This is a genomic window from Kitasatospora cystarginea, assembly GCF_039533515.1.
GTDB classification, from domain to species: Bacteria; Actinomycetota; Actinomycetes; order Streptomycetales; family Streptomycetaceae; genus Kitasatospora; species Kitasatospora cystarginea.
Window position 1 is genome coordinate 397,922 of record NZ_BAAATR010000001.1, and the last position, 24,169, is coordinate 422,090.

The 24,169-nt window shown below is 72.4% G+C and carries 23 protein-coding genes and 1 tRNA gene; 14 read left to right on the forward strand and 10 right to left on the reverse strand.

The genetic code is table 11. The annotated features are described in order from the left end of the window. Positions 1 to 101: 101 nt before the first annotated feature. The 4 genes from ABD369_RS01760 to ABD369_RS01775 all read left to right on the forward strand — a co-directional run bounded on the left by ABD369_RS01760 (position 102) and on the right by ABD369_RS01775 (position 4,279). Positions 102 to 1,256: an alpha/beta hydrolase gene (locus ABD369_RS01760; protein WP_344634349.1), complete on the forward strand. Its 1,155-nt coding sequence runs from the start codon at positions 102 to 104 to the stop codon at positions 1,254 to 1,256. Beyond that, a complete protein-coding gene (locus ABD369_RS01765) occupies positions 1,246 to 2,493 on the forward strand; it encodes an acyltransferase family protein (RefSeq protein ID WP_344634350.1) in 1,248 nt (415 codons plus the stop codon). Before ABD369_RS01760 ends, ABD369_RS01765 begins: the two co-directional genes overlap by 11 nt. 56 nt (positions 2,494 to 2,549) lie before the next feature. After that, positions 2,550 to 2,843: an MmcQ/YjbR family DNA-binding protein gene (locus ABD369_RS01770; RefSeq protein WP_344634351.1), complete on the forward strand. Its 294-nt coding sequence runs from the start codon at positions 2,550 to 2,552 to the stop codon at positions 2,841 to 2,843. A gap of 203 nt (positions 2,844 to 3,046) precedes the next feature. After that, on the forward strand, positions 3,047 to 4,279 hold the full coding sequence (locus ABD369_RS01775; protein ID WP_344634352.1) for an alpha/beta hydrolase: 1,233 nt from the start codon (positions 3,047 to 3,049) through the stop codon (positions 4,277 to 4,279). Positions 4,280 to 4,364: 85 nt separating this feature from the next. On the opposite strand, the gene ABD369_RS01780 is transcribed toward ABD369_RS01775, so the two are convergent. Beyond that, entirely contained in the window at positions 4,365 to 5,369 is a 1,005-nt protein-coding gene (locus ABD369_RS01780) for an aldo/keto reductase (protein ID WP_344634353.1), read from the reverse strand. Beyond that, a complete protein-coding gene (locus ABD369_RS01785; RefSeq protein WP_344634354.1) occupies positions 5,366 to 5,911 on the reverse strand; it encodes a MerR family transcriptional regulator in 546 nt (181 codons plus the stop codon). Before ABD369_RS01785 ends, ABD369_RS01780 begins: the two co-directional genes overlap by 4 nt. 109 nt (positions 5,912 to 6,020) lie before the next feature. On the opposite strand from ABD369_RS01785, the gene ABD369_RS01790 reads away from it, so the two are divergent. Beyond that, positions 6,021 to 6,854: a serine hydrolase domain-containing protein gene (locus ABD369_RS01790; protein ID WP_344634355.1), complete on the forward strand. Its 834-nt coding sequence runs from the start codon at positions 6,021 to 6,023 to the stop codon at positions 6,852 to 6,854. 79 nt (positions 6,855 to 6,933) lie between these two features. Here the strand turns inward: ABD369_RS01790 and ABD369_RS01795 are convergent, their stop codons facing one another. Together ABD369_RS01795 and ABD369_RS01800 are read right to left on the reverse strand one after the other, a co-directional pair. Then, positions 6,934 to 8,421 carry a serine hydrolase domain-containing protein gene (locus ABD369_RS01795; protein ID WP_344634356.1) on the reverse strand — a complete coding sequence of 496 codons (1,488 nt, stop codon included), beginning with the start codon at positions 8,419 to 8,421 and terminating at the stop codon, positions 6,934 to 6,936. 438 nt (positions 8,422 to 8,859) lie between these two features. Then, positions 8,860 to 9,636 carry a pirin family protein gene (locus ABD369_RS01800; RefSeq protein WP_344634357.1) on the reverse strand — a complete coding sequence of 259 codons (777 nt, stop codon included), beginning with the start codon at positions 9,634 to 9,636 and terminating at the stop codon, positions 8,860 to 8,862. A gap of 306 nt (positions 9,637 to 9,942) precedes the next feature. Here ABD369_RS01800 and ABD369_RS01805 point away from each other — a divergent pair, with 306 nt between their 5' ends. The 5 genes from ABD369_RS01805 (at position 9,943) to fabF (ending at position 14,954) form a co-directional block, all read left to right on the forward strand. Next, positions 9,943 to 11,118, forward strand: coding sequence for a PucR family transcriptional regulator (locus ABD369_RS01805; protein WP_425557515.1), 1,176 nt, complete (start codon positions 9,943 to 9,945; stop codon positions 11,116 to 11,118). A 93-nt stretch (positions 11,119 to 11,211) separates the two neighbouring features. Beyond that, complete coding sequence (locus tag ABD369_RS01810; RefSeq protein ID WP_344634358.1) at positions 11,212 to 12,156, forward strand: ACP S-malonyltransferase; 945 nt, start codon at positions 11,212 to 11,214, stop codon at positions 12,154 to 12,156. Further along, complete coding sequence (locus tag ABD369_RS01815; RefSeq protein ID WP_344634359.1) at positions 12,153 to 13,184, forward strand: beta-ketoacyl-ACP synthase III; 1,032 nt, start codon at positions 12,153 to 12,155, stop codon at positions 13,182 to 13,184. The genes ABD369_RS01810 and ABD369_RS01815 overlap by 4 nt, the downstream gene beginning before the upstream one ends. A 115-nt stretch (positions 13,185 to 13,299) precedes the next feature. Beyond that, complete coding sequence (locus tag ABD369_RS01820) at positions 13,300 to 13,542, forward strand: acyl carrier protein (RefSeq protein ID WP_425557505.1); 243 nt, start codon at positions 13,300 to 13,302, stop codon at positions 13,540 to 13,542. 146 nt (positions 13,543 to 13,688) lie between these two features. After that, entirely contained in the window at positions 13,689 to 14,954 is a 1,266-nt protein-coding gene (gene fabF, locus ABD369_RS01825) for a beta-ketoacyl-ACP synthase II (RefSeq protein ID WP_344634360.1), read from the forward strand. Positions 14,955 to 15,131: 177 nt separating this feature from the next. Here fabF and ABD369_RS01830 read toward each other — a convergent pair whose 3' ends face one another. Both ABD369_RS01830 and ABD369_RS01835 read right to left on the reverse strand, forming a co-directional pair. Then, positions 15,132 to 15,626 (reverse strand): DUF3145 domain-containing protein, encoded by a 495-nt coding sequence (locus ABD369_RS01830; RefSeq protein WP_344634361.1) that lies wholly within the window; start codon positions 15,624 to 15,626, stop codon positions 15,132 to 15,134. 362 nt (positions 15,627 to 15,988) lie between these two features. Beyond that, positions 15,989 to 17,029: an NADP-dependent oxidoreductase gene (locus tag ABD369_RS01835; RefSeq protein WP_344634362.1), complete on the reverse strand. Its 1,041-nt coding sequence runs from the start codon at positions 17,027 to 17,029 to the stop codon at positions 15,989 to 15,991. A gap of 114 nt (positions 17,030 to 17,143) precedes the next feature. Here ABD369_RS01835 and ABD369_RS01840 point away from each other — a divergent pair, with 114 nt between their 5' ends. Both ABD369_RS01840 and ABD369_RS01845 read left to right on the forward strand, forming a co-directional pair. Further along, the gene (locus ABD369_RS01840) at positions 17,144 to 17,641 is read left to right on the forward strand and encodes a MarR family winged helix-turn-helix transcriptional regulator (RefSeq protein ID WP_344634363.1); all 498 of its coding nucleotides are present in this window, start codon (positions 17,144 to 17,146) and stop codon (positions 17,639 to 17,641) included. A 156-nt stretch (positions 17,642 to 17,797) separates the two neighbouring features. Continuing rightward, positions 17,798 to 19,297, forward strand: a complete 1,500-nt coding sequence (locus tag ABD369_RS01845) for an LCP family protein (RefSeq protein ID WP_344634364.1) — start codon at positions 17,798 to 17,800, stop codon at positions 19,295 to 19,297. Positions 19,298 to 19,338: 41 nt separating this feature from the next. Here the strand turns inward: ABD369_RS01845 and ABD369_RS01850 are convergent, their stop codons facing one another. The 3 genes from ABD369_RS01850 to ABD369_RS01860 all read right to left on the reverse strand — a co-directional run bounded on the left by ABD369_RS01850 (position 19,339) and on the right by ABD369_RS01860 (position 21,537). Further along, entirely contained in the window at positions 19,339 to 20,247 is a 909-nt protein-coding gene (locus ABD369_RS01850) for a 1-aminocyclopropane-1-carboxylate deaminase/D-cysteine desulfhydrase (protein WP_344634365.1), read from the reverse strand. Between the two features lie 39 nt (positions 20,248 to 20,286). Further along, on the reverse strand, positions 20,287 to 21,015 hold the full coding sequence (locus ABD369_RS01855; RefSeq protein ID WP_344634366.1) for a class F sortase: 729 nt from the start codon (positions 21,013 to 21,015) through the stop codon (positions 20,287 to 20,289). 147 nt (positions 21,016 to 21,162) lie between these two features. After that, positions 21,163 to 21,537, reverse strand: a complete 375-nt coding sequence (locus ABD369_RS01860) for a hypothetical protein (RefSeq protein WP_344634367.1) — start codon at positions 21,535 to 21,537, stop codon at positions 21,163 to 21,165. 288 nt (positions 21,538 to 21,825) lie between these two features. Here ABD369_RS01860 and ABD369_RS01865 point away from each other — a divergent pair, with 288 nt between their 5' ends. Continuing rightward, the gene (locus ABD369_RS01865; RefSeq protein WP_344634368.1) at positions 21,826 to 22,590 is read left to right on the forward strand and encodes a polysaccharide deacetylase family protein; all 765 of its coding nucleotides are present in this window, start codon (positions 21,826 to 21,828) and stop codon (positions 22,588 to 22,590) included. A 350-nt stretch (positions 22,591 to 22,940) separates the two neighbouring features. Here ABD369_RS01865 and ABD369_RS01870 read toward each other — a convergent pair. Beyond that, positions 22,941 to 23,014: transfer RNA gene (locus ABD369_RS01870), tRNA-Ile, on the reverse strand. A gap of 245 nt (positions 23,015 to 23,259) precedes the next feature. Between ABD369_RS01870 and ABD369_RS01875 the strand changes: the two genes are divergently transcribed. Then, the gene (locus ABD369_RS01875; RefSeq protein ID WP_344634369.1) at positions 23,260 to 24,135 is read left to right on the forward strand and encodes a trypsin-like serine peptidase; all 876 of its coding nucleotides are present in this window, start codon (positions 23,260 to 23,262) and stop codon (positions 24,133 to 24,135) included. The last annotated feature ends 34 nt before the right edge of the window (positions 24,136 to 24,169 follow it).

Here is a 24,169-nt window from a genome sequence, read left to right on the forward strand (position 1 = left end):
CACCACGGTATGACGCCGCAGTTGGCCCCGCGGTGTGACGTCCGTCGGGGCACCTCCTCCCTACCTTCCTCCCCGTCCAAGTCGTGGAGGAGGAGCAGGAGATGGCAGGACGGTTCGGGCGGGGGCTGGTGGCGGCCGCGGCGATGGTCGCGGTGCTGGCAGGAGCCGGCGGATGGGCGGCGGCGGCGGACATCCAGACGCCGGTGACCGGTCCACCGGAGGGAAGTGCGGCCTGGGCGGCCGACGGCTCACTGGGGGTGCGGCTGCCGGATCCCGCCACGGCCCCGGCCGCCGAGGTGGCCCGGTTCTTCGCCGGCCTCACGGCGGCGCAGCAGGACACCCTGGCCGCCCGCCACCCACTGGTGGTCGGCAACCTCGACGGCGCGCCGGTCAAGCTGCGCTACCGCGCCAACGCGCTCGCCCTGGCCGAGGAGCGCGAGCGCGAACTCGCTCGCGCCGCCGATCCGGCCGTCACCCCCGACCAGCAGCGCTCGGCGGCCGAACGTGCCGACCGTTGCGCATCTCTGATGGGACGTCAGATTCTTGCCTTCGATCCGCGCGGCCGCGGCCAGATCGCCGAGGTGTACGGAGATCTCGCCACGGCGACCCGCACCGCGGTGGTGGTGCCCGGCTCGGACGTCGACCTGATGTCCTTCGACCGCACGAACGACCCGTACGGCACCCCGGCCGGGATGGCGCGCTCACTGCGGCACGCCACCGGCGACCGGGTCGCCGTCGTCGCCTGGGCCGGCTACACCACGCCCGTCGGGGTCGGCCTCGACGCGGCAACCGCCGATCTGGCCCGGGCGGGTGCGGGCCGGCTGGACCGCTTCCTGGCCGCCCTCGCGCCGGTCACCGGCCCGGTGGCGCTGTTCTGCCACAGCTACGGATCGGCGGTCTGCGGGCTGGCCGACCCGCGCCCGGAGCAGGTGTCCGACCTGGTGGTCCTGGGCTCGCCCGGGATGGACGTCCCCGACGCGCGGGCCCTGCGGGTGCCGCTCTGGGCCGCCGAGCGCAACGGCTCCGACTGGATCGGCGACGTCCCGCACGTCTCGGTGCTCGGCCTCGGCCACGGCGCCGATCCGACCGCCGCCGACTTCGGTGCCCGGGTGGTCAGTTCGGCCGGCTCGCACGGCCACAGCGGCTACTTCGCCCCCGGCACCTCCTCGCTCGCCTCCTTCGCCGCCATCGCACTCGGCGACCACTCGCACATCCAGTGCGCCGACCCGAACCAGGAGTGCCGTGATGCCCGCTGACAGCCCCTGCCCCGTCACCCGAGCCCCCTTCGCCCACCGCCTGCGCCGGACCGCCGACCGGGTCGCGGACCGGACCCCCGCCGACCGCGACCGCGCCCTGGACGGCCTGCGCGCGCTCGCCCTGCTCGCCGTCCCGGTCGGCCACTGGCTGCTCGGCGGGCTCACCCTCCAAGGCGGGGTGCTGCACAACGCCAGCCCGCTCACCTCACTCGGCTTCTTCGCCCCGCTCAGCTGGGGCCTGCAACTGCTCGGCGTGTTCTTCCTGGTCGGCGGATGCTCCTCGGTCCGCTCGCTGGAGCGGGCCAGGGCACGCGGGGCGAGCACCACGGCCTGGCTGCGCGCCCGCTCGGTCCGGCTACTGCGCCCGGTGCTGGGAGTGGCCGCCGTGTGGGCGGTGCTGATCCCGCTGCTGCAGGCGCTCGGCGTGCCGCAGGGCACCGTACGGACCGGTGCGGTCCTGGTGGTGCAACCGCTCTGGTACATCGGCGTGTATCTGGTGCTGACCGCACTCACCCCGTACTGCGTGGCCGCCGGACGCCGCCTGGGCGGCTGGGCCGCGGCGCCGCTGCTGGCCACCGTCGCACTGGTCGACCTGCTGCGGTACGGGCCGTGGGCCGGGTCGGTACCGTCCTGGCTGGCCCTGGTGAACCTGGTGCCGGGGTGGATGTTCGGCTACCAGTTGGGCGTCTCCTGGGCACAGGGCCGGATCGGGCGGGCCGGGGCCCGGACGCTGCTGCTGGGCGGGGCCGCACTGTTCGCCGTGCTGCTGCTGATCTTCCACTACCCGGCCAGCATGGTGGGCGTGCCGGGCCAGGCGCGCACCAACTCGCACCCGCCGTCCCTGCTGGTGCTCGCGCTGGCGGCCGTCCAGTGCGGTGCCGCGATGCTGCTGCGGGACCGGATCGCGCACCTGCTCCGCCGTCCGCTGCTCTGGCTGCCGGTAGTGGTGGTCAACCTCTCCGCGATGACCATCTTCTGCTGGCACCAGACGGCGATGTACTCGGTGGCCCTGGCCTTCTCCCGGCTGGGTGCCGTCCCCGGCCTGACCACCGCGCCGAACTCGCCGGACTGGGTGGCGGCCCGGCTGATCTGGCTGCCGGTCTTCGGAATGGCCCTGGTGGCGGTCGCACGGTACGCCCGGCGCTTCGACGGGCCCTGGGGCCTGCGCGGACCGCTCAGGGCGGTGGCGGGCGCGGCCGCTGCGCTCTTCGCGGCGTACGCCCTCGGAGTGGTGTGACCTCGGCCGGGGTGCTGGGCCCGGTCGAGGCCGCCGCCCCGCCCCACCCTGGCGGCATGGTGACGTTCGATCAGTTCCTGGCCACGGGCCCGGCCCTCCCGCAGACCGCCGAGCGGCTCACCCGGGAGACGAAGGCGACGCTCCGGCTCGGCGAGAGGATCTTCGCCATGAGCACCCCCGAGGACGGCTCGGCCCGCGTCAAGGCGGGCAAGGGAGAGCAGGCCGAGCTGCCGGCCGCCGCCCCACGGACGTACTCGGCGGCGTTCCGCGTCGGCCGGCACGGCTGGGTGGAGGTGAGCCTCGCCACAGTGGCCGCGGGCGAGCTGAACGATCTGCTGACGGAGGCGTGACGCAGCATCGCCCCGAAGTACCTGATCAAGGAATTCGAGACGAAGGCAGACGGGCCATGACGGCATGGTGTGATTCATCGCACAGTTTGGAGCCTGCACGGGCCGTGCTCCGAGCCCCTACCCTGGCTGACGAGTAGTTGGCGGTCGTACCACCATCGGGCCCCGCCCGCTGTGACGGTCACGGGTCCGAGGGAGTTGAGGCCTTGCAGCGCAGGCTGACGAAGCGCAGGCTCAGCCAGTACACGGCGGCACGCCGCAGGCGGATCAAGCGTGCCCTGATAGGGGCGTTCGCGGGTTGCGCCGTGCTGGTGGACGCCGGAGCCGCAGCGGCCCAGGCCGCCGCCGCCACCGAGCAGTTGGCCATCTCCACCCCGCCGGCCGGCAGCACCGAGTGGGCAGCCGACCACTCCCTGGGCCGGTCGCTGCCCGACCCGGCCACCGCCGACGCGCGCACGGTCGCCGCCTTCTTCGCCTCGCTCACGCCCGAGCAGGCCACCCGTCTGGTGGCCCGGTACCCGCTGGTGGTCGGCAACCTCGACGGCGCGCCGGTCAAGCTGCGCTACCAGGCCAACCGGCTGGCGATCAGGGCCGAGGCCGACAGGTGGCGCTTTCGCGCCGCCGACCCGAAGCTCACCGCGAACGACCGCTCCGCCGCCAGGCTGCGCGCCGACAACACCGAGGAGCTGCTGGCCCCCGGCCGCCAGGTCCTGGCCTTCGACCCGCGCGGCCGCGGCCTGGTCAGCGAGGTCTACGGTGACCTCGCCTCGGCCCAGAAGGTCGCCGTGCTGGTCCCCGGCTCGGACGCCGACCTCGCCCACTTCGACCAGCCCTCGGACCCGCTGCGCTCCCCGTCCGGGATGGCCCGCGCGCTCTTCGACGAGGAGCACCGGCAGTCCCCCGGCACCCGCACCGCCGTGATCGCCTGGACGGGGTACGTCACCCCGCTGGGCCTCGGCCCCGACGCGGTCACCTCGCGGCTCGCCGAGGTCGGCGCCCCTCGACTGGAGCGCCTGCTCGACGGCCTGGGCGCGACCAGCCACCCGGAGACCCCGCCGGCGCTGTTCTGCCACTCCTACGGTTCGGTGGTCTGCGGCATCGCCGCGCCGAAGATCCACGAGGACCGGCCCACCGACCTGGTGGTCTTCGGCAGCCCGGGGATGGGTGTGCAGAACGCCTCCGGGCTGGGTGACGGCGTCCGGGTCTGGGCGGCCCGCAACCCCACCGACTGGATCGGCAACGTCCCGTACCTGGAGGTCGGCGGTCTCGGCCACGGCGCCGACCCGACCGGCGAGGGCTTCGGGGCGATCCGGGTCTCCTCCGCCGGCGCGGCCGGCCACACCGGCTACTTCGCGCCGAACACCGCCAGCCTGCACAACTTCGGCGACATCGCGCTCGGCAGGTACGCGAGCGTCACCCACCCGCCGGCCACCTCCTGACACCGTCCCGGGACGGGCGGCGGCAGGTCTTCCCGGGGCCGGGGTTCGGCTCTCCCGAGCAGAGCCCCGGCCCCTGCCGGTGCGCCTACTCCCGGGCGCCGGAGGTGAGGCTCATGTCCGTGTACCGCTGCCCCGTCACGCGCCCGGCGATCGGCTCCAGCTCGGCGAGCTCCTCCGGCGTGAGCCGCAGCGTCGCGGCCGCGGCGTTCTCCGCCAGCCGGGAGCGCTTGCGGGTGCCGGGGATCGGCACCACGGTCAGTCCGTGCACCTCGGCCCGCTGGTGCACCCAGGCGAGGGCCACCTGGGCCGCGGTGGCCCCGCGCCCGGCGGCGATCTTCTGGATCGGCTCGACCAGTGCGGCGTTCCGAGCCGCGTTCTCCCCGCTGAACCGCGGCTGGCTCCGCCGGAAGTCATCCGCCGAGAGCTGCTCGGCGGCCTGGAAGGCCCCGGTCAGAAAACCCCGCCCGAGCGGCGAGTACGGGACGAGGGCGACCCCGAGCTCGGCGGCGGCGGGCACCGCGCTGTGCTCGACGTCCCGGGAGAAGATCGACCACTCCGACTGCAGCGCGGCGATCGGGTGCACGGCGTGCGCCTCGCGCAGCTCCGCCCCGGTTACCTCGGAGAGCCCCAGGTGCCGCACCTTCCCCGCCCGTACCAGCTCGGCCATCGCGCCGACCGACTCGGCCAGCGGGACCCCCGGGTCGCGGCGGTGCATGTAGTACAGGTCGATGACGTCCATCCCGAGGCGCCGCAGCGAGGCGTCCACGGCGGTGCGGATGTACGCCGGGTCGTTCCGTACGCCCCGGTACTCGGGGTCGTCGGCCCGGCGCTCGATGGCGAACTTGGTCGCGAGGACGACCCGGTCGCGGTTGGCCCGGACGAACGGGCCGATCAGCTCCTCGTTCTTGCCGGAGCCGTAGATGTCGGCGGTGTCGAACAGGGTGACGCCGAGGTCGAGGGCCGCGTCCAGGGTGGCCAGCGCCTCCGCGGTGTCGGTCGGCCCGTAGAACTCGCTCATGCCCATGCAGCCGAGGCCCTGGGTGCCGACCACGGGGCCGTTGGTGCCGAGGACGGTGGTGGGGAGAGTCATGCGCTCTGCTTCTTCCTGTCGATCTGGTCGTACTGCTGCTGCTCGTACTGCCCGGGCCGGCCGGCTCGGGCGGGCGGCTCGTACCGGTGGTCCGGGACCTGCTGCCGGTTCTCCGAGTAGATGTCGATCTTGTAGTCGAGCACCGCGAGGGTCGCGTGCAGATCGGCGATCTTCTGCCGGACCTCCTCCCGGTGCTGGACGAGGATCTCGCGGCGGGCCTCGACGGTGTCGTCACCGGCCCGGGCGAGCTCCACGTAGCGGAGCATGTCGGCGACCGGCATCCCGGTCAGCCGGAGCCGGCTGAGGAAACCCAGCCGGTTCAGGTCGGCGTCGCTGTACCGCCGCTGGCCGGAGTACGAGCGGTCGATCGGGTCCAGCAGGCCGATCCGCTCGTACCAGCGCAGCGTGTGGGCGGTCAGCCCGCTGACCGCCGCGACGGCGCTGATGCTGTGCCGCGGGGTGCGGTCGGCCTCCGCGCTCGCCGTCCGGTAGGCCTCCGAACAGCTCAGCAGATCGGAGTTGATCCGTGCGGTCGTTGCCATCGAGTGGACCCCCCGGTCGGTCGGCGATGACTACGAAGTTACTGAGTTGGAGCGCACTCCAAGCAAGCCCGCCACGCCGCCCTGCCGCGCGGCTCGTTAGAGTCGGCGCATGCAGAGCTTGCGGATGATCGAGGACTGGCCGGTGCCGAACGCGGCAACCGCCGTGGTACGGGGCGCGGACTGCGTCGTGCTGGGCGAACACGGGCCGCAGGAGTGGCTGTTCCCGCTGGCGTCGGTGACCAAGCTGCTCACCTCGTACGCCGTGCTGGTCGCGGTCGAGGAAGGGGTCTTCGAGCTGGACGACCCGGCGGGACCGGAGGGTTCGACCGTCCGGCACCTGCTGGCGCACACCTCGGGGCTGGCCTTCGACGAGCACCGGACGATGGCCGAGCCGGGCAACCGGCGACTCTACTCCAACGCCGGCTTCGACGTGCTGGCGGACACCCTGACCAAGGCGGCCGGGATCGACTTCGCGCAGTACGCCGCCGAGGCGGTGTTCGAGCCGCTGGGCATGCGGGCCACGCTGATCAACACCGCCCACCGCTCGCCCGCCGGTGCGGGCGGCCTCTCCACCGTGGCCGATCTGGCCCGCTTCGCGGCCGAGTTGCAGGCGCCCACGCTGCTGGATCCGTCCACGGTGCGCACCGCGACCCGCGAGGTCGCGTACCCAGGAGTGAGCGGCGTCCTGCCGGGCTTCGGCCACCGCCGGCCCAACGACTGGGGCCTCGGCTTCGAGATCCGCGGCGAGAAGTCTCCGCACTGGACCGGCACCGCCAACTCCCCTGAGACCTTCGGCCACTTCGGCCAGTCCGGCACCTTCCTGTGGGTCGACCCGGTCGCGGGCGTCGCCTGTGTCGCCCTCACCGACCGCGACTTCGGGCCGTGGGCCGCCGAGGTCTGGCCGCAGTTCAACGACGCCGTCCTCGCCGAACTTCGCGGCTGACCGCCGCCCACCGGCGCCCGGATCCGGGTCGGCGCGCGCCCCGGCCCGCCCGCGCCGACCCGGATCCCAGCCAGCGCGGTCAGCTCGCCCCGGCACCGGGCAGCCCGGTGACGGACGCGAACGGCGAGGTCACCGACGGCACGCCGGACGGCACCGCGGACGGCGGCACCGCCGAGGACGACGCGGACGTGCCCGCCGGGCCCGAGGGCGGTCCGGACGGCGAACCTGTGGGCGGTCCGGACGGCGAACCCGTGGGCGACCCGGAGGAGGACTGGGACGCGGAGGGCGGAGCGGACGCCCCCGACGCGCTCGGCGACGTGGTCACCGTCGGCATCGCCGGCAGCGAGTACACGTTCCCCGGTGTCACGATCCGGGTGATCTCCTCACCGAACAGCGTCGAGTTCTCCGAACCCTGGTAGTTCGCATCGGTGTTGCTGAGCACCACCAGGCTGGCCCTCGCTGACGGCAGGTACAGCACGAGGCTCTGGTAGCCGGGGATCGAGCCGTTGTGCCCGACCCACCCGTTGTCGGTGAACAGCCCCAGCCCGTAACCGGTGTTGGGGTAGCCGGTGGGCAGCGTCTGCAGCCGCTGCGTCTGGGTCCCGGGGTTGAGCAGCGAACCCGTGGCCAGCAGAGCGGCCCAGTGCTGCATGTCGGTGAGGTTGGAGATCACGGCCCCGGCCGCCCAGGCCCAGGACGGGTTCCAGTCGGTCGCGTCCGCGCTCGAGCCGGCCGGTGTCTGGTTGGTGTAGCCGTGCGCGTGCGGGTCCGGGAAGGACGCGTCGGTCGGGAACACCGTGCGCTGCAGGCCCGCGGGGACGAACACCTGCTGCTGCAGGTAGTCCTGGAGCGGCTGCCCGGCGGCCTTCTCCACCACCATGCCGAGCAGGATGGTGTTGGTGTTGGAGTACTGGTACTGGCTGCCCGGCTCGAAGGCCACCGGGTGCCTGAAGCTGTATGCGAGCAGTTCCTGCGGGGTGAACGACCTGGCGGGATTGCCGATCAGGGCGTTCACGAAGTCCTGGTCCGAGCTGTACGGGTAGAGGCCGCTGCGCATGTCCGCCAGCTGCCGCAGGCTGATCCGGTCCCCGCCCGGCACCCCGGAGACGTACTTCCCGACCGGATCGTCCAGCCCCACCTTGCCCGCGTCCACCAGGCGCAGCAGCGCGGTGACGGTGAAGGTCTTCGTCACGCTGCCGATCCGCATGTTCAGGTCGGTGGTCATGGGCGTGTTGCTGCTGCGGTCGGCGACCCCGAAGGCCTTGGTGTAGGTGCCGTTGCCGGGGATCGAGAGCCCGACGATCACGCCGGGCACATTGGCCTTCTGCATCACCTGCCCGACCGCCGCGTCGAGTTGCGCGGTCACCGCCGGGCTCAGCTGCACCGGAGGGCTACCGGAGGTGGACGCGGAGCCGGTGTCCGGCGCCGAGGCGGACGCGGAGCCGACGTTCGGGGTACCGGTATCCGGGGCGACGGCCTCCGGATCGACGGGGGAGCAGCCCGCGCCCGCCAGGAGGGCCGCAACGACGAGACCGGCCAGGCATATCCTGCGCCGCGATCCGTTCACACACCGTTGCTGGGAGGGGTCGGCCATGTCGAAGCGCCTCTCTGGGCCGGGAGCACGGGGACGCGGCCCACGACCGCGGCCCCGCGACGACGGGGCGGTACGGGCCATCGCCAACGTAAGCCGCCACCGACCGCATCGCCGCTCCCGTTGACCCGTTCGAGCTCAGGCCGGCGGAACTCCTCCGCGCGGGCCGACTCCCCTCGGCAGGGGCCGGCTGATCCCCGGCGCGGCCCGACTGGCCCTCGGCGCAAGCGGGTTGCTCCCCGGGGCCCGGGGAACCGCGCGCCGCAGAAGCCCCCTGCCCCACCGAGCCTCCCGGGGCGAGCTGAACCGCCCCACCGGAAGGCCGCGACCCGCAGCCGTCCGCCCGGCCCCGGTCAGGCCCAAGTCATTCGGCACCCAGCACACTTGGCCGTCCGCGCCCTCGCGGGGAGGCCCTCACCCGTACTTCAGCTCCGAGTGCATCTCCCAGAACAGCAGCTCCACCCCGTCCTCCCCCGCGGTCGGGTCGGCGAACGCGTTCCCGGTGACCCGGACGCTGTCCCCCGCCGCCATCGACCGCCCGCTGCCCTTCGGCCCGGGCACGGTCCGGTACCCGAGCGAACCCGCCGTCAGGTGCACGTACCGGTAGGGCGCCTGCGGCAGTGCCGGCAGCGGCTGCCAGGGCCCGGCCGTGACCAGGTAGAGCGCGGCGTCACTGCGCCGCAGCCGGAGCGCGTCCGTACCGGCGTCCCGCTCCAGACCGGACGCGAGCAACGTCAGCCCGTCCGCGGCCGGTTCGACCCGGCGCAGCCCGTACGCGGGCGGGGTGTCGAACGAATCCGGCTGCAGCCACATCTGGACGAACCGCACCGGCACCTCGGCCCCGCCGACGTTGCGCTCGGTGTGGCTGACGCCGGAACCCGCACTGACGTGCTGGACCATGCCGGGGCGGACCACGCCCGCGTGGCCGTCGCCGTCCCGGTGGGCCAGGGCGCCCTCGACGACCCAGGTGAGGATCTCGGTGTCGCGGTGGCGGTGCTCGTCGAAGCCTGCGCCGGGGGCCAGGGTCTCCTCGTTGCAGGCGAGCAGCGCGCCGAAGTGGGTGTTCTTCGGGTCGTAGTGCCCGGCGAAGGAGAAGGCGTGCCTGGTTTCGATGCCTTCGGCCGGCGTGGAGCGGTAGCGCTCGGGCGCTCGGCGCAGGTCGGCACGGGGGCGGGTGGCGGCGTCAGTCACGACTGACACCGTAGCCGGTGTGACCGGGGCCACCGCCGCAACCGGTGGGGGTGTGCACGAGCACCGACCGGCGTGAGGCAGGCTTGTCCTGTGCCAGCCGCTTCAGCGAATTCCGACAAGAAGTCCGGGGCCACCAAGGTCGCACCCGTGAAGGCCGCGACCGGTGGAGCCGCGGTGACAGCGCCAGACCCCGAGGACACCGGGCCGGCGCAGGCGCCGGCGAAGGCTGCCGCCAAGTCCCCGGCCAAGTCCGCCGAGCGTCCGCGCAACGGCAGGCCCGGGCGGCTGACCGCGCAGGAGCGCAAGTTGGCCGCCGAACGGGCCGAGCTGCGGGCCGCGACGCTCAAGCGGCTGGAGAAGTCGGCGGGCAAGCTGGCCAGTGCCGCGATCGCGCGGATGGACGACCAACTGGGCTGGTACCGGCGGATGCCGCCGGAACACCGGTCCTGGATCGGTCTGGTGGCCCAGGCGGGTATCGCGGCCTTCACCGAGTGGTACCGCCACCCGGAGGCCCCGCAGGCGATCTCCACGGACGTCTTCGGCACCGCACCGCGCGAACTGACCAGGGCGATCACCCTGCGCCAGACCGTGGAGCTGATCCGCACCACCATCGAGGTGATGGAGGAGGCCATCGAGGAGGTGGCCGCCCCCGGCGACGAGGCCGGGATGCGCGAGTCGGTGCTGGTCTACGCACGCGAGATCGCCTTCGCCACCGCCCAGGTGTACGCCCAGGCGGCGGAGGCGCGCGGTGCGTGGGACGCGCGACTGGAGGCGCTGGTCGTCAACTCGCTGCTCTCCGGTGACGCGGACGAGGGAGTGCTCTCCCGGGCGGCCGCGCTGGGCTGGGGTCAGCCGACCCAGGTCCGGGTGGTGATGGGCAGCGCCCCGGACGGGGACAGCGAACTGGTGGTGGAGGCGATCCGCCGGGCCGCCAGGTACGCCAAGCTGCACGTGCTGACCGGTGTGCTGGGCAAGCGTCTGGTCGTGGTGGTGGGCGGCGACAAGGAGCCGGTGCACGCCGCCAGGGCGCTGATCGGCCAGTTCGCGCCGGGCCCGGTGGTGGTCGGCCCGACCGTGCCCGACCTGCTCTCCGCGACCAGGTCCGCGGCCGCCGCGGCCGCCGGACTTCGGGCCTGCGCCGCCTGGCCGGACGCCCCGCGCCCGGTGCTGGCGGACGACCTGCTGCCCGAGCGGGCGCTCGCCGGCGACCAGGCCGCCAGGCGGCAGCTGGTGGAGGAGATCTACACACCGCTCGACGAGGCCGGCTCGGCGCTGTTGGAGACCCTGAGTGTCTACCTCGAACAAGCCTCCTCTTTGGAGGGAGCCGCCAGGATGCTCTTCGTCCACCCGAACACCGTGCGCTACCGACTGCGCCGTGTGACCGACGTCACCGGCTATGCTCCGTCCGACGTACGGTCGGCGTTCACCCTGCGCATCGCTCTTGCGCTGGGCCGTCTCGGATCGGTCGCCGAGCAGGGCTGACCCCCGCCCTGTAGGGACTCCACAATCCCGCGTGCTTTTCTTCGTTACCGTCGCCTACCCGCCCCCGGGTGCCTGGCGAGAGAGGGTTGAACCGTGCTCGTAATCGTCGCCCCTGGACAGGGTGCCCAGACCCCCGGCTTCCTCAGCCCCTGGCTGGAGCTGGACGGCGCTGCCGACCGGCTGCAGCGCTGGTCCGCCGTGGCCGGGATCGACCTGGTCCGCTTCGGCACCGAGGCGGGCGAGGAAGAGATCAAGGACACCGCCGTCGCCCAGCCGCTCCTGGTCGCGGCCGGCCTGCTCACCGCCCGTGCCCTGTTCCCCGACGCGGCCGAGGCCCGCAAGCTGGTCGGCGCGGTCGCCGGCCACAGCGTCGGCGAGATCACCGCTGCCGCCGGTGCCGGGGTGCTGAGCGCCGAGGACGCGCTGACCTTCGTCCGCGAGCGCAGCCTGGCCATGGCCGAGGCCGCCGCCCGGACCGCGACCGGGATGGCCGCGCTGCTCGGTGGCGACCCCGAGGCGGTGGCCGCCAAGCTGGCCGAGCACGGCCTGACGGCCGCCAACAACAACGGCGGCGGGCAGATCGTCGCGGCCGGCACGCTGGAGCAGCTGGCCGCGCTCAAGGCCGACCCGCCGGCCGGCGCCCGGCTGATCCCGCTCAAGGTGGCCGGTGCCTTCCACACCGAGCACATGGCCCCGGGCGTGGAGCGCCTGGCCAAGCTGGCGCCCACCCTGACGGTGTCCGACCCGGTGGTTTCGTACGTCTCCAACAAGGACGGCGAGGTCGTGACCTCCGGTGCCGAGGTGCTGGCGCGCCTGGTGTCGCAGGTGTCCAACCCGGTCCGCTGGGACCTGTGCATGGAGACCCTGCGGCAGCTCGGCGCCACCGCGGTGATCGAGCTCTCCCCGGCCGGCACCCTCACCAACCTGGTCAAGCGCAACATCAAGGGCGTGGCGACGCTGGCCCTCAAGACCCCCGCCGATCTCGACAAGGCACGCGCGCTGGTCGCGGAGCACAGCGGTCAGGAGCAGAACGCATGACCGTCCCGCAGATCCGCCCCCAGGTCGGCGCCGCGTACTCGCGGATCCACGGAGTGGGCGGCTACCGCCCGGTCCGGGTGATCCCGAACGCCGAGGTACTGAATTGGATCGACTCCTCCGACGAGTGGATCCGCACCCGCAGCGGGATCGCCGAGCGCCGCTGGGCGGGTCCGGAGGAGACCGTCAGCGAGATGTCGGTCCAGGCGGCCGAGAAGGCGATCAAGCAGGCCGGGATCGACCCGGCGCAGATCGGCGGCGTGATCGTCGCCACCGTCTCGCACCTCAAGCAGACCCCGGCCATCGCCACCGAGATCGCCGAACGACTCGGCTGCGGCACCGCCCCGGCCTTCGACATCTCGGCCGCGTGCGCGGGCTTCGGCTACGGCCTGAGCCTGGCCGACGGCATGGTGCGCGGCGGCAGCGCCGAGTACGTGCTGGTGATCGGCGTGGAGCGGCTCAGCGACCTGACCGACACCTCGGACCGGTCGACCGCCTTCATCTTCGGGGACGGCGCTGGCGCGGCCATCGTCGGCCCGTCCGAGACTCCCGGGATCGGCAAGGTCATCTGGGGTTCGGACAGCTCCCAGAAGGACGTCATCTCGCAGACCCAGGCCTGGGACACCGCCTTCGGCAAGGCCGACGCCGTCAACGGCGCCGGTGACGAAGTCAGGTGGCCCGCGCTGCGGATGGAGGGCCAGAAGGTCTTCCGCTGGGCCGTGTGGGAGATGGCCAAGGTCGCCCAGCAGGCGCTGGACGCGGCCGGGATCACCGCCGACCAGCTCGGCGCGTTCATCCCGCACCAGGCCAACATGCGGATCACCGACGCCATGATCAAGGCGCTCAAGTTGCCCGACTCGGTCCCGGTCGCCCGGGACATCGTCGAGACCGGCAACACCTCCGCCGCCTCCATTCCGCTCGCCATGGAGCGGATGCTGGAGGCCGGTGAGGCCAGGAGCGGCGACCTCGCCCTGATCATCGGCTTCGGGGCGGGTCTGGTCTACGCGGCGGCAGTCGTTACTCTCCCCTAGGCAACATCACCGCCAGTTGCACCACCGTGACCCGCATCCGTGGGGTACGGCACCGAAAACCTGCCGACCGTCCGCCGGGCGGTTGGCAATCCACAGTGAAGAGGAGCAGCCGATTATGGCTACCAAGGACGAGGTCCTGGAAGGTCTCGCCGAGATCGTCAACGAGATCGCCGGCATCCCGACCGAGGACGTCGAGCTCGACAAGTCCTTCACCGACGACCTGGACGTCGACTCGCTCTCCATGGTCGAGGTCGTCGTGGCCGCCGAGGAGAAGTTCGAGGTGAAGATCCCGGACGACAAGGTCAAGGACCTGAAGACCGTCGGCGACGCCGTGGACTACATCCTGGCCAACGCCTGATCAACCTTCGGTCTTCGCTGACCGAACCCGCCGGCCGGGGCGCCGCACGCGTCCCGGCCGGCCACCCGCCCCCCAGGGCCCCGACTTTCGGCCCCATCCCCGGCCCGGCCCACCCTCCCCGCACAACGTGAGAGAAGAAGAAACCAGTGACCGCTGAAAATCGCACCGTGGTCGTCACAGGTATCGGCGCCTTCACGCCGCTGGGCGGCACCGCCGCCTCGTTCTGGGAGGGCCTGCTCGAGGGCCGTTCCGGTGTGGTCGAGCTGACCGAGGAGTGGGCCGCCGAGCTGCCCGTCCGGATCGCCGCGCGCACCGCCGTGGACCCGGCCGAGGTCCTCCCCCGTCCGCTGGCCCGCAAGCTGGACCGCTCGGCGCAGTTCGCCGTGATCGCGGCCCGCGAGGCCTGGGCCGACGCCGGCTACGAGGCCCCCGCCACCGACGAGTCCTCCAAGCTGACCCCCGAGCGCCTGGGCACCGTGATCGCCTCCGGCATCGGCGGCGTGACGACCCTGCTCGACCAGTACGACGTACTGAAGGAGAAGGGCGTCCGCAAGGTCTCCCCGCACACCGTCCCGATGCTGATGCCCAACTCCCCGGCGGCCAACGTCGGTCTGGAGGTCGGCGCCCGCGCCGGTGTGCACACCCCCGTCTCCGCCTGCGCTTCCGGCGCCGAGGCGATCGGCTACGCGATCGAGATGATCCGCAGCGGCCGCGCCGACGTCGTGGTCGCCGGTGGCACCGAGGCGGCGATCCACCCGCTGCCGATCGTCGCGTTCGCCAACATGATGGCGATGTCCAAGAACAACGAGGAGCCGCAGCGCGCCTCCCGCCCGTACGACAAGGCCCGCGACGGCTTCGTGCTCGGCGAGGGTGCCGGTGTGGTCGTGCTGGAGTCGGCCGAGCACGCCGCCGCCCGCGGTGCCCGCGTCTACTGCGAGGCCGTCGGCCAGGGCCTCTCCTCCGATGCCCACCACATCGCGCAGCCGGAGCCGACCGGTGCCGGTATCGCCCAGGCGCTGGCCGGCCTGTTCGAGCAGACCGACCTGGACAAGGCCGAGGTCGTGCACGTCAACGCGCACGCCACCTCGACCCCGCAGGGTGACGTCGCCGAGATCAAGGCGCTGCGCAAGGAACTCGGCGAGCACGTCGACCACATCGCCATCTCGGCCACCAAGTCGATGACCGGCCACCTGCTGGGCGGTGCCGGCGGTATCGAGACCGTGGCCACCGTGCTCGCGCTGCACAACCGCCTCGCCCCGCCGACCGTCAACGTCGACGACCTGGACGACGACGTCGACGCGGACATCGTGCGCGGTGAGCCCCGCAAGCTCCCCGAGGGCCGCATCGCCGCCCTCAACAACTCCTTCGGCTTCGGCGGCCACAACGTGGTCCTCGCCTTCCGCACCGTCTGACGCATCGCCAGCACTCGAGGGCCGTACCGGATCACCGGTACGGCCCTCGGGCGTTCGGCACGCCGTATCCCCGTACGGGCGGACCTCCGGGCATCTGGGACGTGCGCTGCTTCCGGGGCTGCGGGGCTGCCCCCAGAGGTACGGGGAGCCGGCAGGCCGCGACCCCCTGAAGCGCGGCTAGACCACCTGGTGCAGCCAGCGCACCGGGGCCCCCTCACCGGCGTAGCGGAAGGGTTCGAGCTCGTCGTCCCACGGCTTGCCGAGCAGCCGCGCCAGCTCGGCCTCCAGGTTGCCACCCTCCGTCTTGGCCCGCAGCAGCACCGCCCGCAGCCGGTCCTCCGGAATCAGGATGTCCCCGTGGATGCCGGTGACCGCGTGGAAGATACCGAGCGCCGGCGTGCTGCTGTAGCGCTCTCCCTCCGCGGTGGCGCAGGGCTCACTGGTCACCTCGTACCGGATCAGCTGCCAGCCGCGCAGGGCGGATGCCAGCTTCGACGCGGTGCCGGGCTCACCCTGCCAGGAGAACTCGGCACGCCAGTGACCGGGTGCGGCCGGCTGGCGGATCCAGTCGAGGCTCACCCGCACACCGAGTACGCCTGCGACCGCCCACTCGACGTGCGGGCACAGCGCGCGGGGCGCGGAGTGGATGTACAGGACTCCACGAGTCGTCACCGGGACCTCCAGGCTGTGGACGAGGGTCGCCTTCCCCAGCTGCCTCGTACCCGCCACCGGCCCGGCCTCACTGCCTGACCAGTTCCTGCCCCCGTGGCGCCCAACTCATTCGACATTAGGTCATCAAGTTGAGCAAAACGGACAAGCTCTCGCTCAATGCTAGCCAGATCCGCCACGAGGTCTACCCCTTTCCGAATCTCTCCCCCGAACGGCCCCATCCGAAAACCGCAATCGTGCCGCCGCACCCCGAACCTGACGCTCCGCCGAAAAGGCGGGATCCGCACGCAGAACGCCCCCGGACGGCATGCGAAGCGCCCCCGCGGAACAGGTCCGCAGGGGCGCTCAGACTTCTCGACGATCCGTCATGGAGCCAGCTTGACCACCATCTTGCCGGTGTTGTCACCGCGCAGCATGCCGAGGAAGGCCTCGGCGGCGTTCTCCACGCCGTCCACCACGGTCTCGTCGTAGTGCAGGCTGCCGTCCTTCAGCCAGCCCGCCATCTCGGCGACGAACTGCGACTGGAGCGCGGCGTGGTCGCGGACCAGCATGCCCTGCAGGCGCAGCCGCTTGCCGATGGCCAGCGCCAGGTTGCGCGGGCCCTTCGGGGCGCTGGTGGCGTTGTACTGCGAGATCGCGCCGCACAGGGTGACCCGGCCGTGCACCTTGAGTGCGGCGATCGCGGCCTCCAGGTGGTCGCCGCCGACGTTGTCGAAGTAGACGTCGATACCGTCGGGTGCGGCCTCGGTCAGCTGGTCGTGGACCGGTCCGTCCTTGTAGTTGAAGGCCGCGTCGAAGCCGTAGTCGCCCACCAGCTTGGCCACCTTCTCGGCCGAGCCGGCCGAACCGATCACCCGGCCCGCGCCCTTGAGCCTGGCGATCTGGCCGACCAGCGAGCCGACCGCGCCGGCCGCACCGGAGACGAAGACGGTGTCGCCCGGCTTGAAGCTCGCGACCTCGAGCAGACCGGCATAGGCGGTCAGGCCTGGCATGCCGAGGATGCCCAGGTAGTAGGAGAGCGGGGCGAGTTCGGAGTCGACCTTGACCGCGTGCTTGGCGTCGACGGTGGCGTACTCGCGCCAGCCGAGGCCGTGCAGCACCGCGTCGCCCACCTCGAAGCCCTCGGCCTGCGAGGCCACCACGTAGCCGACCGCGCCGCCCTCCATCACCGCACCGAGCTGGAACGGCGGGACATAGGACCGGACATCGTTCATCCGCCCGCGCATGTAGGGGTCGACCGACATGTAAACGTTGCGGACCAGGACCTCACCCGGCCCCGGCTGCCTGACCCCGGCCTCCACCAGGGCGAAGTCGCCGGGCTTCGGCCAGCCCTCCGGCCTGGCCACCAGGTGCCACTCACGGCCCGTGGTGGGTACCGCCCGCTCCGTTGCCACCTGCTCTGACATGGCTGCACTCCCACTGTGTCGTCCTTGAACCGGCCACCCTGAAAGGTTGACCTACTAAAGCAATCGTGGACATGAAAGGTTCACGTTGTCAACTTTCCAGCTACACTGGACGGCATGGAGATGCCACCGAATCCGGTCGCCCCGCCGCCAGCCGACGCGATCACCCGCGAGGTCGTGGACCTCATGGCGAGCCTGGTCGCGCTCTTCCACCGGGAGTACGAGGAGGCCGCCGCCGCCCGATCGCTCACCGGCGCCCAGGCCAAGGTGCTCGCGCTGCTGAGACGCGGCCCCATGCCGATGCGCCACATCGCCCAGACGCTGAGCTGCGAGCCATCCAACATCACCGGCATCGTGGACCGGCTGGAGAACCGCGGGTTCGTCACCCGTGAGGCCGATCCGCAGGACCGCCGGGTCAAGCTGGTCGCTGCCACCGACACCGGCAGGGACGCCTCCGAGGAGCTGCGCGAGTCCCTCAACTTCGCCCGCGAGCCGCTGGCCGCCCTCGCCGAGGACGAGCGGGCGCAGCTGCGCGACCTGCTGCGCCGGATGCTCGAAGGCGCGGACCCGGAGCGCCGCACTCCGGCCAATGCCGTGGAACAAGCGCACTCCTGATGTGCTCTCTCGCCGCCGGGGGGATCGCAGCCGTGCGGGTCTCCCTTGCTAGGGTGCGCACTCGTGTAACCGGACGCCCTCGCCGAACCGTCTGACGAGTGAGAACCCGCACCAGCCTGCCGGAGCACCCGGGCGGCCGCACAGAGAGCGCTGATGATGACCGACGCCAAGAGCCGCCCCGCGAACGGCACTCCCGGCTCCCTCCGGGTGCGACTGGCCCGGGCCGCCGGAGCCACGGCCGCCGTCCTACTGCTGGCCACCGCTGGCGGCGGCGCCTGGTTCTACTGGCACATCGACCACAACATCAGCACCTTCGATGCGGGCGGCATCGCCCCCAGCCGACCCCCGGTCGCGCATCCCGCGCCCGGCGGCGGGCAGCCGGTCAACGTGCTGCTGCTCGGCTCCGACAGCCGGGACAACGGCAACGACTCCCTCGGCGGCGGCGATCTGGGGGTCGGTCACTCCGACACCGCGATACTGCTGCACATCTACGGCGACCACCGGCACGCCGTCGGGGTGTCCATACCCCGCGACACCCTGGTGACGATACCGCCGTGCAAGCTGCCCGACGGCAGATGGACCACCGCGCACGCCAACCAGATGTTCAACTCGGCGTTCACCGTCGGCGAGTTCCCGCAGGGCAACCCCGCCTGCACCCAGAACACCGTCGAGGCGCTCACCGGCCTGCGGGTCGACCACACCGTCGTGGTGGACTTCAAGGGCTTCGCCGCGATGACCGACGCCGTGCACGGCGTGGACGTCTGCGTTCCGGGCGACGTCGACTCGTACGGGATAAAGCTCACCAAGGGCCGCCAGTCCCTCTCGGGGCAGCAGGCGCTGGACTACGTCAGGGCGCGGCACGGTTTCGGCGACGGCTCCGACATAGGCCGGATGAAGCGCCAGCAGGCATTCGTCTCCTCGCTGGTCAAAAAGGTCCAGGGCGAGGGCCTCAACCCGGCCACCCTGCTCCCGCTGGCCGACGCCGCCACCAAGTCACTGACCGTCGACCCCGAGCTGGGCACCGCGATGAAGCTCGCCGACTTCGCGCAGTCGCTGCAGAACATCAAGCTCAAGGACCTCAACTTCGTCACGGTGCCGTGGCGTTACTCGGGCGAGCGGGTCGCGCTCGTCCATCCCGACGCCGAGCAGCTGTGGAACCTGCTGCGGCAGGACAAGACCCTCGATGGCAGAAGCACCGGTCAGACCGGCGCGGCCGCGTCCTCCTCGACCACCCCGTCGGCCGGCCCTTCCGCCTCCCCGTCCGCCTCGGCTCCCGCCACCGCCGCGACCACCGCCGATCTGCCGGTGACCGTCGTCAACGGCTCCGGGAGCGGCGGTATCGCCCGACAGGCGGCCGACGCCCTCAAGGCGAAGGGCTACCAGAACGTCAGCCTCGGTCCGGACGCCGACGGCCGCGACACCACGCTGCTCAAATACGCCCCGGACCAGCAGGGCGCCGCCCAGCAGCTCGCCCAGTACTTCCCCGGAGCCACCCTCAGGGCGGACTCGTCCGCCGATGGCATCACCGTCACCCTGGGCCGCGACTACAACCCGGCCGCCGCCCCCAGCGCCCTGCCCACCACCATCCCGACCACCATCACCGAGAACACCCGAGCCGCCGACAGCGACCTCTGCTCCGACCTCTCCTTCGGGTGAGGCCCACGGCGCGCGGCTCGCGCGCAGACCCGCGTCCCCGCCTAGGGACTCACGGGATCGGGCAACCCGGTGACCACCACGGTCACTCTGGTCCCCGGCACCAACTCCCCTGCCGCGGCCAGGTCGTGGACGGCGAGCAGCGTCTTGGCCACGTACCGCCGCTCCACCGCAACCCGGTGCCGCCGCTCGAACTCCACGGCGAACTCCTCCACTTCGGCCGGGACCTTCCCGTAGCCGCCGCCGTGGTGACCATGGTGGATCCGCCAGTTGCCGAACTCCCGCCCATGGGAATCCTTATGAAACTGCATCACCTCGCGCTCCAGGTAGCCCTCGCCGCGCAGCACGGCCACCCCGAGCGCCCGCGCACCGACCGGCAACCCGGCGGCGATCCCGGCGAGTGTGCCGCCGGTGCCGACCGGGCAGCAGAGGACGTCGCGCTCCCCCAGCCCGGGGATCTCCGCCGGGATCTGCGCCGCCCCTCGGACCGCCAGGGCGTTGGACCCGCCCTCCGGCAGCACCAGACAGCGCCCCCAGCGTTCCAGCAGTTCCCCGTACCCCTGGTGCTCCCCGGTCACCAGGCCCCGGTACGTCGAGCGGGAGACGAACTCCAGCTCCATCCCTGACGCCTCGGCGGCCCGCAGCGACCAGTTCCGCGGCGCCGCCGCCAGCTCCTCGCCCCGGATCACCCCCACCGCGGACAGCCCCAGCGCCTGGGCGGCCGCCGCCACCGCCCGTACGTGCGTCGAGTACGCGCCGCCGAAGGTGAGCAGCCTGGTGTGCCCGTCGGCGAGGGCCCGCGCCAGGTTCGGGGCCAGCTTTCGCCACTTGTTGCCGGGGACGGTCGGGTGCGCCAGGTCGTCCCGCTTCAGCCGCAGCTCGATGCCCGCCCGGGCGAGCACGGGGTCGGTCAGGACCTGCAGCAGGGTCGGCAGGGCGGCGGGGCTGAGCATCCGGCCAGCATACGGAAGCGACGACCCCGGTCCGGCGGCTCAGGCCTTCCGGGAGGACTGGAGGTGGGCGAAGGCGACGATGTTCTCGGAGTAGTCCTTCGTCTTGCGGTTGTAAGTGCCGCCACAGGTGATCAGGCGCAGCTGGGCGTCAGGGGCGTCCGCGTACACCTCGTTGTCCGGGAAGCCGTTCTTCGGATAGGTCTTCACCGCGTCCACCGCGAAGACCGCCACGGTGCGGTCGGCCCTGGCGATCTCCACGGTGTCGCCGGGGGCCAGTGTGCGCACCATCAGGAAGACCGCGGGGCCCTTGGTGGTGTCCACGTGCCCGACGAGCAGCGCGGCGCCGCGCTCACCCGGCGTGGGCCCCTCGCGGAACCAGCCGACCAGGTTGGGGTTGTCGGCGGGCGGGACTTCCAGTGCGCCCGCCTTGTCCAGGCCGAGTTCGGTGAAGGGCGCCTCGACGCGCAGCCGGGGGATCTTGATCTTGGTCGGCTTGGAGCGGCCGAGCGAGGGTGTCGTGTTGACGGCAGCCGGGGCTCCGGGGGACTTCGCCGCGGGCGCACCGGCGGCCGGCGGTGCGGCGGTCGGGGGCACCGCCACGGCGGCGGTCGGCGGCGGCAGGGTGACCGTGTGCGGGTTCACGGACTGGTAGATCACCACCGCCCCCAGCGCCGCCGCGCCCATCGCCCACTTGAGGAGCCGCTGATTGCCGCCCCGGCCGCCCCTGGCCGGCTCTCCGGCCTCGGGCGGGGTGGTCCCGTCGTCCATCGGCGTTGGCACCTCTCTCATCTCTGGTCCGCCCCGGTCCGGGAAGGCTCACGGGGTCGGAAGCATCCGGAAGTCGACGTCGACCGGGCCCCGCCGGACCCCGTCCGCCCACGCGCCCGCCATGGCGGGACAGGGGTTTCCGAGCCATCAGCTCGCGCCACCCGCGGCCCTGCGCAGGCGCAGGGCGTATGCCCCCAGGACCAGACCTGCACCCATCAGCGCCGTACCGGAGGCCAGGCCGCCACCGGGGACCGCCAGGCCGCCACCGCCGGTGTGGGCCGAGCCGCGCGACTTGCGCCCCTCCTCACGGGAGCGCTCCTTGTGGGAGCCGCCGCTCTTCCCTCCGTCCTCGACGCCCCCGTCCGCCCGGATCTGCTGGCCGATGACGGCCGCGGGGTCGCCCGGAGCCGCCTTCCGGTCGGACGGCGCCTCCGAGCCGCCCACCGCGTGGGCGGCCGGAGCACCGACGGCGAGGACGACGGCGACGGCCACCCCGGCGAGGGTGGTGGGCTGCACACGCATGGGATGATCCTTCCGGCGGGTCCGGACGACTGCGGCTCGGTCACCGGCTCGGGGATTCGCGGACTCACGCTCCCATCACCGTCAGTCACCTGACGGACACTCGCCACCGCTGGCTCTCATCCGGGTGAGGGTTCGCCTCCCGGGTGTCCGGCGCGCCCACGGACGGCCGATTGCAGCTGACTCCGGTTCAGCTGTCAGGGTGGCATCGGGGGCCGGTACGGCCGCCGGTCGGCGTGGCGTCGCCGGGACCGAGGAAAAGATCCGGCCATGTTGTCGCATCATCAGATCGTGTCCCGCAGGATGCTTCTGGGCATCGCCGGAGTCGCCGTACTGTCGTCCGGTTCCTGCGGACCGTCCGCCGGGGACCGGAGCACCGCCACCCCCTCCGGCCCGCCGCCCGCCGGCACCCGCTCACCGGCGGCGGTACCCGGCCCGCCCCCGGCCACCCACCAGGCGCGCCCCACCGTCGATCCGCTCTTCGAGCTGGGGGCGTCGGACCGCGTGGTCGCCCTCACCCTCGACGACGGTCCGCACCCCACCCACACCCCCGAGGTGCTGGAGCTGCTCCACCAGCACGGGATCCAGGCCACCTTCTTCCTGATCGGCGAGAACGCGGCCCAGCACCCCGACCTCGTCCGGGCCATCGCCGGCGCGGGCCACCACGTCGCCAACCACACCTGGACCCACCCCGACCTGCGACACCTGCCCGATTCCCGGGTTCGCAGCGAGCTGGAGCGCACCTCGGACCTGCTCCAACAGACCACCGGCAAGCCCGTCGCCTGGTTCCGTGCTCCCGGCGGCGACTGGTCGGACGTCGCGCTGCGGACCTGCGCGGAGCTCGGGATGCGCCCGATGGGCTGGTCCGTCGACCCTCGCGACTGGGCCTGTCCGGGCACCGAGGCGATCACCAGCCGGGTACTGGAGGGCATCCGTCCCGGCGCCATCGTGCTCAACCACGACGGAGGCGGCGACCGCTCGCAGACCATCGCCGCCCTGCGCGGCTACCTGCCGGTCCTGCTCGGCGAGGGCTACCGCTTCACCACGCCCCGATGAGCCGCAGCCCATCGGACACCGGCACAGCACCGGTACGGCGTTCACCCGCGAGGCGATCAGGCCGGTCGAGCCGATCGGACCGGCGGGCTTCCACAGCCCCGGCGGGAGGACCTCGGTCGGTCGCACCGCTCACCCGGGAGCGGACCGGCCGCGCCACGCCATGGCCACCTGCCGGAGCCCGGCACCGGCACACCCGTCAACGCGATGACACCAAGATGCCCCCAAGCGGGTGAACCCTGGCATGTCACCGCGCCTGATGGGTAGTCATGCCCTTACAGTTCTCACAGGCGGTTCATATGTTCCCGCAGGTCAGCGGCAGTTTTTTTCGAACAGCCAGTCATATCGAACGGTGGGGCGGGTGGGACTCGAACCCACGACCAAGGGATTATGAGTCCCCTGCTCTAACCGGCTGAGCTACCGCCCCGGTTCGCCGCGCAGCCGGGCAGCAGCCGGTGCAGCAGCAGACAGCCCTTCAGGGCGTCCCCGGCAGCATAGCTGGTCGATCAGTCCTGATGCGCGCCCGGGGCCGCATCCGAGTATGCCGAGGTGTGCGCCACCCCCTCCGGGTGGGCCGACCTGGCGGCAATCCGCCCGATGGGTGAGGCCGGGAAAGCGACACGGGGCAGTACGGGTGATCCGATAGCACGGGCGGACCAGGGCGGTGGACAGGTGGCGGTTCGCAGACGGATCGGCCGGCGGGTGTGCGCGGCCGTCAGCGTCCTCGGGCTGGCCGCGACCGGCTGCACGTCCTCCACGGCCCCGACCGGCGGGCCGAGCCGGTCGGCGGCCTCCTCCGGCAGCCGCGCGGCGAGCCCGAGCGGGAGCGCCGCCGCCCACGGCTGGAGCCGCAAGCGCCTGCTCGCCGCGATCACCAAGCACCCCGGTACGACCCACACCGCCCGCGCCAACCCGCTCAACGCCCAGGTCGGAGCCGTCTTCACGCACAACGCGGAGGGTGACCACTTCTGCACCGCCAGCGTGGTCGACAGCGCCGGCCAGAACCTGATCGTGACCGCCGCGCACTGCGTCTACGACCCGACGACCGGCCAGCGCAGCGACCTGGTCTTCGTCCCCGGCTACCGCAACGGCGAGGCGCCCAACGGGGTGTGGCCGCTGGTGTCGATCACCGTCGACCAGAGCTGGAAGGACAGCGGGAACGAGGACATGGACGTGGCCTTCGCGATCGTCCAGCCGCAGAGCGGCATGCAGATCCAGCAGGTGCTCGGCGCCAGCACCCTGGGGATCGGCAAGGGATACCAGCTGCCGGTCCGGATCACCGGCTACCCCAGCAGCGGCGACGCCCCGATCACCTGCGCCAACAACACCACCGAGCAGAGCCCCACCCAGCTCCGGATCGAGTGCCCCGCCTACACCGGCGGTACCAGCGGCAGCCCGTGGATCACCGAACCCGACGCCGCCAGCGGAACCGGCACCATCGTCGGTGTGATCGGCGGCTACCAGCAGGGCGGGAACACCCCCGACGTCTCGTACACCAGCTATTTCGGTCCGCAGGTCAGGTCCCTCTACGATCGGGCCACCGGCTAGCGCATCGGGCTCCTCGCCTGGTAGATCTTGCTCC